Annotated in this window: 8 protein-coding genes; 5 read left to right on the top strand and 3 right to left on the bottom strand. The window is 69.0% G+C overall.

The window, feature by feature from the left end; genetic code table 11:
* A partial coding sequence (locus C8D81_RS18965) for a hypothetical protein (protein ID WP_133626612.1) occupies positions 1-1,315 on the bottom strand: 1,315 nt, incomplete at its 3' end.
* Between the two features lie 222 nt (positions 1,316-1,537).
* Here C8D81_RS18965 and C8D81_RS18960 point away from each other — a divergent pair.
* Positions 1,538-4,081, top strand: a complete 2,544-nt coding sequence (locus C8D81_RS18960; protein WP_094405650.1) for a DEAD/DEAH box helicase — start codon at positions 1,538-1,540, stop codon at positions 4,079-4,081.
* On the opposite strand, the gene C8D81_RS18955 is transcribed toward C8D81_RS18960, so the two are convergent.
* Positions 4,033-5,280 (bottom strand): trans-sulfuration enzyme family protein, encoded by a 1,248-nt coding sequence (locus C8D81_RS18955; protein ID WP_133626611.1) that lies wholly within the window; start codon positions 5,278-5,280, stop codon positions 4,033-4,035. The two genes, C8D81_RS18960 and C8D81_RS18955, sit on opposite strands and share 49 nt — an antisense overlap.
* Positions 5,281-5,388: 108 nt before the next feature.
* Between C8D81_RS18955 and C8D81_RS18950 the strand changes: the two genes are divergently transcribed.
* The 4 genes from C8D81_RS18950 to rsmA are packed head-to-tail and all read left to right on the top strand — an operon-like array spanning position 5,389 to position 8,212.
* Complete coding sequence (locus C8D81_RS18950) at positions 5,389-5,904, top strand: Lrp/AsnC family transcriptional regulator (protein ID WP_094355971.1); 516 nt, start codon at positions 5,389-5,391, stop codon at positions 5,902-5,904.
* 24 nt (positions 5,905-5,928) lie between these two features.
* Positions 5,929-6,762 carry a TatD family hydrolase gene (locus C8D81_RS18945; protein ID WP_407644081.1) on the top strand — a complete coding sequence of 278 codons (834 nt, stop codon included), beginning with the start codon at positions 5,929-5,931 and terminating at the stop codon, positions 6,760-6,762.
* Positions 6,759-7,361, top strand: coding sequence for a nitroreductase family protein (locus C8D81_RS18940; RefSeq protein ID WP_229119868.1), 603 nt, complete (start codon positions 6,759-6,761; stop codon positions 7,359-7,361). The genes C8D81_RS18945 and C8D81_RS18940 overlap by 4 nt, the downstream gene beginning before the upstream one ends.
* Positions 7,358-8,212, top strand: coding sequence for a 16S rRNA (adenine(1518)-N(6)/adenine(1519)-N(6))-dimethyltransferase RsmA (gene rsmA, locus C8D81_RS18935; protein ID WP_094355973.1), 855 nt, complete (start codon positions 7,358-7,360; stop codon positions 8,210-8,212). Before C8D81_RS18940 ends, rsmA begins: the two co-directional genes overlap by 4 nt.
* 70 nt (positions 8,213-8,282) lie before the next feature.
* Here the strand turns inward: rsmA and C8D81_RS18930 are convergent, their stop codons facing one another.
* Positions 8,283-10,805 (bottom strand): HYR domain-containing protein, encoded by a 2,523-nt coding sequence (locus C8D81_RS18930; RefSeq protein WP_133626609.1) that lies wholly within the window; start codon positions 10,803-10,805, stop codon positions 8,283-8,285.
* Between the last annotated feature and the right edge of the window lie 79 nt (positions 10,806-10,884).

Raw genomic sequence — 10,884 nt, 5'->3', positions numbered from 1 at the left:
GTGGTGGATGGTCCCAGGTGCCATGTGCGCTGACCCAGGCCTCCTGCCCGGCGGGTGTTTTCCAGTGGAACACCCCGGGGGAGGGTTGCTCGACCTGATAGCCGGCGTGGGTTCGTGCGCGGTGCGAGGCCCGGGTCAACGGCCCCAGGTTGTCCGAACTGGTCGGCCCCTCCGGTGCGGGGATCGTGTGGTCCAGGTCGATCACGCGGCCGAACGCGCTGCGATTCGATCGGGGGAACATCACATACCGGTCGCGCAGCTTCACCCGCTGGGCGAGTTCGTCACTGGGTCGGTAGGTGTTGACCATCACCGGTGCGGCCAGGTCAATCACCGGCCGCACCTTCACGGTGCCAGCGCACTGGGCGAGCAGCTCCTTCAAGTGCTGGAGGGTGACCGGTCCGAGGGCTTCGCCTTCGCCGCCGCGGCCATTCGCGAGGTCGCGGGAGGTCATGTGAAGGATCAATTCGGCACCGTGCCGGCAGCGTTCGGATGTGGGTGTGACGATCTCCCCGTGCTTGTTGACCACCTCACCCGTAGGCGTGACGGTGGCGCCGTCGAACAGCGAGGGCTGGAGCAGTTGCCGGGCCCGGTCGGGATGTGCGAGGTGACCCAGGGCTTCCGCGCGGAGCTCGTCACGGGAGGCCGTCGAGCCACCGGCCTTCAACACGTCGGCGAGGCGGTCCAGCGTGCCGTTGAGCTGCTGCGCGTCGCCGGCGTCGAGGTTCGCGTAGAGGTCGGTGATCCCGGCGATGGTCCGGCTGGGGGTGAACTCGACACGGCGTTGCTTCTTGGCGGCTTGCCGTTCGGCTTCTTTGTCGTCGTTGAGGATCAACGCGACCTGGGCCTCGGTCGTCGCGACCGCACGCTTGGGGGTGAGGTTGACCAGGCGCAGTGACCAGAGGGAGTCGAACTCGCGGGCCTGGGTGAAGTTCAGCTGCAGGGCGGCGCGGGTGATGTCGCGGGCGACCCAGACGGGGATGTCGCAGTCGAGGGTGGCCTGCCACAGGATCGGATGCCGATGCCGCAGGTTGAGCACGTCGGCGGTCCAGACCTGCGCGGTCTCCGGTGAACACCCCAGCGACATCGCCAACTCGAGGTGAAAGAACTCGGTGATCCCGGGCGTACCGTCGGCACCGGGGAACACGAGTTGTTCACCGTGGAGGACGCGGGCGGTGAGTTCGTCGGTGTGGGTGTTGAGGCCGGAGTAGGTGTCGCAGGCGGCGGCGATCGCAACCAGCCGGCGGGCTTCGGCCTGGGCGATGGTCTCGCTTTCGGCGCGGATCGCTGCGAGCACTTGGGCTCGTTCGGTGGTCATCTGTGGTCACCTCCTTTCAACTGCTAGTCCCACATTAGTCATTGTGTTCGAATAACTCAAGGGGTTTGGGGAGATTTTTTCGGGTTCATCTCGACACGGTCGCTGCGCGACCTACTCGATGAACGTGAGGGCGCAGGGGTGTGCCGGGTTCATCTCGACACGGTCGCTGCGCGACCTACTCGATGAACGTGGGGCGGCGTACCGGGCCGCTAGGATCGGCGGGTGAAGTTGACCGATCGAGTGGCCGCCGATGCCGACAGCCTCTATGACCGCTTCACCGAGTGGACGCTGGAGCGGGGGCTCGAGCTGTATCCGCACCAGGACGAGGCCGCGATCGAGCTGTTCAGCGGCAACAACCTGATTCTCGCCACGCCGACCGGGTCGGGGAAATCGCTGGTCGCGGTCGCGGCGCACTTCGCGGCACTCGCCACCGACCGGGTCAGCTTCTACACCGCACCGATCAAGGCCCTGGTCAGCGAGAAATTCTTCAGCCTGTGTGAGATCTTCGGCGCCGACAACGTCGGCATGGTCACCGGCGACGCCTCGGTAAACGCCGACGCCCCGATCATCTGCTGCACCGCCGAGATCCTCGCCAACCTCTCGCTGCGCGAGGGCAAGGACGCCGACGTCGGCCTGGTGGTGATGGATGAGTTCCACTTCTATTCCGAACCCGACCGCGGTTGGGCCTGGCAGGTACCGCTGCTGGAACTGCCGCAGGCCCAGTTCCTGCTGATGTCGGCCACCCTCGGCGAGGTCGACCAGTTCGTCACCGACCTGACCGAGCGCACCGGGCGTACCACCGCCGTCATCGCCGGCGCCGAACGCCCCGTCCCGCTGGAGTTCGAGTGGTCGATGACCCCGCTGCAGGACAAGGTCGTCGAACTCGTCCGCGACGACAGGGCGCCGGTCTACCTGGTGCACTTCACCCAGGCCGAGGCACTGGAACGCGCACAATCCCTGCTCTCCTTGCCGTTGCTGCCATCCGGTGCGGCCGAACGGATCGCCGCGGAGATCGGCGCCTTCCAGTTCGGACCCGGTTTCGGCAAGGTGCTCTCCAAGCTGGTACGCCGCGGCATCGGCGTGCACCACGCCGGCATGCTGCCCAAATATCGCCGCCTGGTCGAGCAACTCGCCCAGACCGGCCTGCTCAAGGTGATCTGTGGCACCGACACCCTCGGTGTCGGGGTCAACGTCCCGATCCGTACCGTGCTGCTCACCGGCCTCAGCAAATACGACGGCCGCAAGGTGCGCCGGCTCAAGGCCCGCGAGTTCCACCAGATCGCCGGCCGGGCCGGGCGGGCCGGGTTCGACACCATCGGCTACGTGGTCGTGCAGGCCCCCGAACATGTCATCGAGAACGAACGCGCCCTCGCGAAGATCGGCGACGATCCCAAGAAGCGCAAGAAATTCCAGCGCCGCAAACCCCCCGAGGGCTTCGTCTCCTGGAACGAGGAGACCTTCACCAAGCTGATCGACGCCGAACCCGAACCGCTGCAGAGCCGGATGCGGGTCACCCACTCGATGATCCTCAACATCGTGCAACGTCCGGGCGACCCGTGGCAGGCGATGCGGTCCCTGCTGCAGGACAACCACGAGCAGTGGCGGCGTACCCGCCAGCTCTCCCGCCGCGCACTCTCGCTGACCCGCGGCCTGCTCGAATCCGGCGTCCTGGTCAAACTCGACCCGCCGGCCGCCGACGGGCGCACCTGTGCGCTGGCCGACACCGTCGGGGAGGACTTCGCGCTGAACCAGCCGCTCGCGCCCTTCGCCGTTGCCGCATTGGAACTCCTCGATCCCGAGGCCGACAGCTACCCGCTCGATGTGGTGTCGGTGATCGAGTCGGTGCTGGAGGATCCGTTCGTGGTGCTGCTCGCCCAGCAGCACAAGGAACGGGGCGCCGCGATCGCGGAGATGAAGGCCGACGGCATCGAATACGAGGAGCGGATGCAGCTGCTCGAGGAGGTCACCTGGCCCAAGCCGCTGGCCGAACTGCTCGAGCACGCGCTGCAGGCGTACGCCCAGTCCCACCCCTGGGTCGATCCGAGCGCGCTGTCACCGAAGTCGATCGTCCGCGACCTGTGGGAACGCGCCATGGACTTCACCCAGTTCATCGGCTTCTACCAGCTGCAACGCTCCGAGGGCGTCGTACTGCGCTACCTCACCGACTGCTACCGCGCCCTGCGCCAGACCGTGCCGGATTCCTTCCACAGCGAGGAACTGGACACCCTGATCGAGTGGCTGGGGGAGCTGGTCCGCCAGACCGACTCGTCCCTGCTGGACGAGTGGGAGGCCCTCACCGACCCGGACAAGGTCGCCGCCGAGGCGGCCGCCCGCGCCGCCGGCACGCCACCCCCGCCGCCCCGTCCGGTGACCGGAAACGAGCGGGTTTTCACCACCATGGTTCGCAATGCGATGTTCCGCCGGGTCGAACTCGCGGCCCGGGACCGCTGGCAGGAGCTCGCCAACCTGGACGCCGCGGCCGCCGCGCTGCCCGAACCCGAGCTGCCGGTGTTGATGACCGCCGACGCCTGGGACGAGGCGCTCGGCGGTTATTGGGACGAGCACGACGAACTCCGCACCGGCGCCGATGCCCGCGGACCGGCGCTGCTGCGGATCGAGAAGCACCGCACTCGCTGGGAGGTCACCCAGGTGCTCGACGACCCCGAGGGCAACCACGACTGGCGGATCCTGGCCGAGGTCGACCTGCCCGCCAGCGATCAGGTCGGTACCGCGGTGGTGCGCACCCTCGCATTCGAACGGCTCTGAGCACCGGACGCACCCATCGCCTGCGCCAGATCGGCGATCAGATCGCTCGGATCCTCAAGCCCCACGGACAATCGGAGCAGATCGGCATGCGGCCGGGCCTCCGGTGCGACCGGGCGGTGGGTCAGCGATGCCGGATGCTGGATCAGCGAATCGACCCCGCCCAGGGACACCGCATGGGTGATCAATCGGAGCCCGGTCACCAACCCGGAAGCGGCCTCGAACCCACCGGTCATGGAGAACGCGATCATCGCCCCAGGTCCGCGCAACTGCCTGCCCAGCAGGGATTGCGGGTCCTGGCCTGCCAGTCCCGGATAGCAGACCCGGTCCACCTGTGGCTGCCCGGCCAACCACTGCGCGATGACCTGGGCATTGTCCTGCTGGGCCCGCATCCGTACCGGCAGGGTCTGCAACCCGCGATGCAGCTGGTACGCCGCCAGCGGATACAGCAGCGCCCCGGTCAGCGCGCGTACCCCGCGCAACCGCGTCGCCCACTCGGCATCGCAGGCCACCACACCACCGAGCAGATCACCGTGGCCGCCGAGATACTTGGTCGCCGAGTGCAGCACCAGGCGCACCCCCTGTCGGCGCGGCTGCTGCAGCACCGGGGTGGCGAAGGTGTTGTCGGCCAGCACCGGTACCGAACCGGCCTGCGCGACGATCGCGGCCAGATCGACCAGTTCCAACGACGGATTGGCCGGGGTCTCCACGATCACCAGCCCGGTCTGCGGGGTGATCGACTCGGCGACGGTGTCCGGCTCCGCCCAGGTCACCGTCGTGCCCAGCAGCCCGGTGGCCAGCACATGATCGGTGCCACCGTAGAGCGGCCGGACCGCCACCACATGGGGCGTACCGGCCTGCACCAGTGCCAACAGCACGGCCGACAGCGCCGCCATCCCGGAGGCGTACGCCACCGCCTCCTCGGTGCCCTCCAGGGCTGCCAACCCGCGCTCGAACCGATCCACGTTCGGGTTCCAGAGCCGCTGATAGACTAGGCTCTGCCCGGACCCGGGCCGGCCACCGCCGGCCAGCGTCTCGTAGGCCTCTCCACCGCTGTCCAGATCGCTCACCGGATAGGTGCTGGACAGGTCGATCGGGGACACGTGCACCCCGCGCGCGGTGAGGTCCTCGCGTCCCGCATGGACCGCCATCGTGTCCGGCAGGGAACTGTCCAGCTGGTAGGAATCATCATCGAAACGCATTCCCTCATGGTGCGGAATACGCGGCAGCACGACCAGAGTTCCGTGATATCCACGGCTCGAGATCGCCCAATCATGGATTCTGCGAAACCGGCCCGTTAGGCTGGCCGGGTGCCGAAGAAGCCGCAACGTCGCCGCCTCGACCCCGGTCCGGCCCCGCGGGAACGCCCCAGGTTGGACGAGATCGATGCCGCCCTGGTCCGGGAGCTGACCGCCGACGCCCGGATCTCCAACGCGGCCCTGGCCGCCGCCGTCGGGATCGCCGAATCCACCTGCAGCGCCCGCGTCCGCGCTCTGGTGCAGCGCGGCATCATCGAGGGCTTCACCACGGTCCTCGATCCGGTACGCCTCGGCGCCCCGGTCCGGGCGATGGTCGCGGTCCGGCTGGCGGGTCACGATATGGCGCAGGTCGACGCCTTCGGGATCGAGGTGGCCGAACTGCCCGGGGTGATCGAGGTCTGGAATGTCTCCGGCGCCGAGGACTTCGTGGTGCACGTCGCCTGCGCCACCCCCGACGAGCTGCGCGATTTCGTGCTCACCCACCTCACCGCCCGGGCGGGGGTGGTGCACGCGCAGACCTCGCTGATCTTCCGCAACCACCGGGGTCGCGGCGTCGCGGTGAACTGAGCGCGGCTCACTACACTGACGCGGGTGAAGGACGAACTGCCGCCGAGCCCGGACCCGCTGCCGCGACCGGTGATCGACTCGCACTGCCATCTGGACACCGCCGAGCAGGTCACCGGACTCGACCCGGCCGACGCGCTGGAGCGCGCGGCCGCGGTGAACATCACCCGGATCGTGCAGGTCGGCACCGATGTCGAGGGCTCCCGGTGGGCGGTCGAGGCGGCCCGACGCTTCGACACGGTGGTGGCGACGGTGTCCATCCACCCCAACGATGCGGCCCGCCTGGGGCGTACCGGACTGCCCGACGCGCTCGCCGAGATCGACCGGTTGGCCGGTGAGGACCGGGTACGCGGGGTGGGGGAGACCGGCCTGGACTACTTCCGCACCACCGAAACCGAGCTGCAACAACTGCAGCAGGAATCCTTCGCCGCCCACATCGCGATGGCCACCCGCCACGACCGCACCCTGGTGATCCACGACCGCGACGCCCACGACGACATCCTCGCGGTGCTGGACGCCGAAGGAGTGCCGGAGCGGGTCGTGATGCACTGCTTCTCCGGGGACGCGGATTTCGCCCGCGCCTGCCTGGACCGCGGGGCGTGGCTCTCCTTCCCCGGACCCGTGACCTACAAGGCGAATTCGGCGCTGCGGGAGGCGCTGCGGATCACCCCGGCGGACCGGTTGCTCACCGAGACCGACGCCCCCTTTCTGGTGCCGGTGCCGTGGCGCGGTTATCCGAACGCCTCCTACCTGATCCCGCACACCGTGCGTTTCATGGCAGCAGAACGCGGTGACGATCTGGACGAGCTCTGCGATTCCCTGACCAGCAACGCCTTTGCGGCGTTCGGGGGCGCGTGGTGAACCTCGACACCGCGATCCGGCGGCGGCGGATGGTGCGGGAGTACGCCGACGCGCCCGTCCCGCGCGCGCTGGTCGAGGAGCTGCTCGATCTCGGTGTCCGCGCCCCCTCGGCCGGATTCAGTCAGGGCGTCAGCCTGCAGACCCTCGACGGTGCCGCGGTGGACCGCTTCTGGGAGCTGACCGTGGACGCCGGAAGTCGTTGGTTGGAACGGATGCGGACCGCCCGGGTGCTGATCCTGGTCTGGGCCAGCAAGGCGGCCTATCTGGACCGGTACGCCGAACCCGACAAGGGCTGGACCGACCGCGACGAGACCCGCTGGACCGCGCCCTACTGGTATGTGGACGCCGGCATGGCCGCGGAGAACATCCTGCTCGGCGTGGTGGATCGCGGCCTGGGCGCCTGCTTCTTCGGTATCCCGCCGGGCAAGGTGGACGCGGTCCGCGCCGGTTTCGGCGTACCGGCCGAGCAGCTCAGCGTCGGGGTGATCAGTCTCGGTTGGCCCCGCCCGGGTGAGACCCGGTCGGGCTCGCCGCGTCGGCGCCAACGGGTCCCGCGGGAGCAGCAGGTGCACTGGGGGCAGTGGGGAGAACCGGGGTGAGCGGCCTGCTCGATGCGCGCACCGTGCGGGAGCTCGCGGCGAAGCTGGAGCTTCGACCGACCAAGCAGCGCGGTCAGAATTTCGTCATCGACGGCAACACGGTCCGTCGGATCGTCAAGGCTGCCGAGTTGTCCGGCGATGATGTCGCCCTGGAGATCGGGCCCGGGCTCGGTTCGCTGACCCTCGGGCTGCTGGAGGTGGCCCGGCACGTCACGGTGGTGGAGATCGAGGACTCGCTCGCCGCCCAGTTGCCGCTGACGGTCCGGACACGGATGCCGGACCGCGCCGACCGGCTGGACGTGGTGCACGCCGATGCGCTGCGGGTCACCGAGCTGCCCGGACCGGCGCCGACGACGGTGGTCGCCAATCTGCCCTACAACGTGAGTGTCCCGGTGCTGCTGCATCTGCTGGCGACTTTCCCTTCCCTGCAACGGGGTCTGGTGATGGTGCAGCTCGAGGTGGCGGACCGGTTGGTCGCCGCACCGGGGTCGAAGATCTACGGCGTGCCGTCGGTGAAGCTGGCCTGGTGGTGCGAGGCGCGTCGCGTCGGCACGGTGCCGCCGTCGGTGTTCTGGCCGGTGCCCAATGTCGACTCCGGCCTGGTCCGGATGGTCCGCCGGGAGCCGCCGCCCACCACCGCCACCCGGGAGCAGGTCTTCACCGTCATCGACCTGGCCTTCGCCCAGCGCCGCAAGATGCTGCGCTCCGCCCTGTCCGGGATCTGCGGTTCCTCGGCGGCGGCCACCGAGGCCCTGGAGCGGGCCGGGGTGGATCCGCAGGCTCGCGGTGAATCCCTGCTGGTGCAGGATTTCGCGCGGATCGCCGAGCAGGTCTTCGACACCACCGGCTGAACATCCGAAGGCCCGGCCCCCGCGGGGGACCGGGCCTTCGGGTGGTGGTTCAGCAGTCAGTCGACCGGCGTCACTTCACCAGCTGGACCGTGACGGTCCTGGTCTGGCCGTCGGCCAGCGTCGCGGTGAGCTGGTAGCTGCCGGTGCTGTAACCGGACTTCGTGCTCAGGTTGAAGATGTACTGCGGATCGCTGTAGCGGAACAGGTTCCCGGTGGTGGCGGCCGAGGTCGAGACGGCCTCCTGCTCCCCGGCACTGGTGCTGTCGCTCAGCTTCTGCACGGTCAGCTTGACCACCGCATCGGTGACCGGTTTGCCATCACAGGTCACCTGGATCTTCACCGGGATGGTGCTGCCCAGCTTGAACCGGCTGGACCCGTCGGCATTGATGGGTTGGGAGAAGGCGCTCATCGTGGCCGGCTTGGTCGCCACGGTGAAGCGGCGGGTCTGCTCGGCCCGGTTGCCGGCGTTGTCGATCGCCCAGGCGGTGTAGGTGTAGCTGCCCACCACACCGCTGGCCGGCGTGGTCCAGTTGTCACCCTGGTCGGCCACCCCGGAGAGTGCGTCGGTCGCGGTGAACGTCGGCCGCGCCGGCGCGGTCGGGGTGCAGGAGCTGATCGTGCTGCCGTTCTCCGGGCCGTTGACGGTCAGCACCGGGGCGGTCTTGTCGATGTTGATGCCGGACACGGTGTTGCTGGCGCTGTTGCCGGACTTGTCGGTGCAGGTGCCCGTCACCGACTGGTTGGCACCCTCGGTGCTCACCGTCTCGGTCACCGTCGAGGCGCCGGAAACGCTGTCGGTGCAGGTCCAGGTCACCGTCACCGCACCGTTGTTCCACCCGGCGGCATTCGGTGCCGGGGTGACACCGGTCAGTTCGATCACCGGGGCGGCGGTGTCGACGACGGTCACGGTGAAGCTGGCCGAGGTCTTGTTGCCGGAGGCGTCGGTGGCGGTGCAGGTGACCGTGGTCTTCCCGAGCGGATAGAAGGCCGAGTCGCCCGGTTCGCAGGTGACGCCGGGGTTGGCATCGACGACATCGGTCGCGGTCGGGGCGACGTAGGACCAGTTGGCGCCACCGAGGGTGTTGCCCTCGACGGTGGCGTCCTGCGGCATCCCGGTCAGCACCGGTGCGGTGCTGTCGGTCACGGTCACGGTGAAGGTGGCGGTGGCCTGGTTGCCGGACCTGTCCACGCTGGTGCAGGTGACGGTGTTCTCGCCCAGGTCGAAGAAGTCGCCGGAGTTCTTGCTGCAGCTGACGGTGGTCGCGCCGTCGACGATGTCGGTGGCGGTCGGCTGGTCGAAGGTGACGGTGGCGCCGCCGGTGGTGTTGCCCTCGACCGTGAGGTTCTTGGCCGAGATCACCGGGGCGGTGGTGTCGGTGACGCGCACCACGAAAGCCGCGGTGGCCAGGTTGCCCGCGCTGTCGGTGCTGGTGCAGGTGACGGTGGTGTCACCGACCGGGAAGAGGTCGCCGGAGCTCTTGTCGCAGGTCACGACGGTGCTGCCGTCGACCGTGTCGGTGGCGGTCGGCAGGGTGAAATCGACCGTGGCGCCGCCGCGGGTGTTGCCCTCGGCGGTCACATCGGAGACCGTGATCACCGGCGCGGTGGTGTCGACGACGTTGACCACGAAGCTGCCCGAACCGACCTGGCCGGAGCCGTCGGTGGCGGTGCAGGTGATGGTGGTCGAACCGACCGGGAAGGTGCCGCCGGAGGCCGGCGTACAGCTGACCGGGACGTCGCCCCAGACCACGTCCTGCGCCTTCGGAGTCTGATAGGTGTACGCCGCCCCCGCGGCCGAGGTGGCCTCGATGGTTGCGCTGGCGGGCAGCTCGGTGAGCACGGGTGCCGCGGTGTCGACCACGGTGACGGTGCCGGTGGCGGTCGCGGTCAGGCCGGCGCTGTCGGTGGCGGTGCAGCTGACCCGGTTGGCACCGAGCGGCAGCACCGAGCCGGTGGCCGGCATGCAGCTGACCGCGGGAGCGTTCTGATCCTCGGCGTCGGTCGCGCTGCCGATCTCACCGAAGACCAGCGTGCGCCCGCCGAGGGTGTTGCCCTCGAGGGTGACGTCGTTGACGATGATGGTCGGCGCGGTGTTGCAGTTCCTGGCGGTGCCGGTGACCGCGAGGGTCGCGGACCGGGTGATCGTGCCCTTGTCGGTGCTCGCTCCGGTCGCGTCGAAGGCGACGCTGCCGCTGAAGGCCCCGGCCGTGGTCGGGCTGAGCGTCAGAGCGGCCGAGACGGTCCCGGACTGGGTCCGGTTGGCCAGCTTCTCCCAGTTGGCCGGGAGCTTGATGGTGTTGGACCCGAGTGCGGCGGTGAGGCCGGTTCCGGTGGCGCTGGCGGTCACGGTGACCGTGCTGCCGTTGGCGAAGACCTGGCCCTGACCCTGGCGGGTCACCGAGACCAGGACATCCTTGGTGACCGACCCGCCGACACAGACGGTGCCGAGGTCGATGGTTGAGCCGCCGCTGACGGGGGTGACCCCGTCGCCGGTGAGGGTGGTGTCGTCCGCCATCGCCCTGATGGGCGCCAGTAACAGCATGGAGGCGGCGGTGAGCGCGACAAAACGGCTCACCACAAGGGTGCGTTGCATTGATTGATCCCCGATAGGAGCCCCCGTTGGCTCCACGGCGGAACTATGTCATGCCCGACACGTCCAGCACAGCATTTTC

Source organism: Enemella evansiae (genome assembly GCF_004362375.1).
GTDB classification, from domain to species: domain Bacteria; phylum Actinomycetota; class Actinomycetes; order Propionibacteriales; family Propionibacteriaceae; genus Enemella; species Enemella evansiae.
The sequence above is the reverse complement of the archived record's forward strand: the minus strand, read 5'-3'. Positions and strand labels throughout refer to the sequence as shown.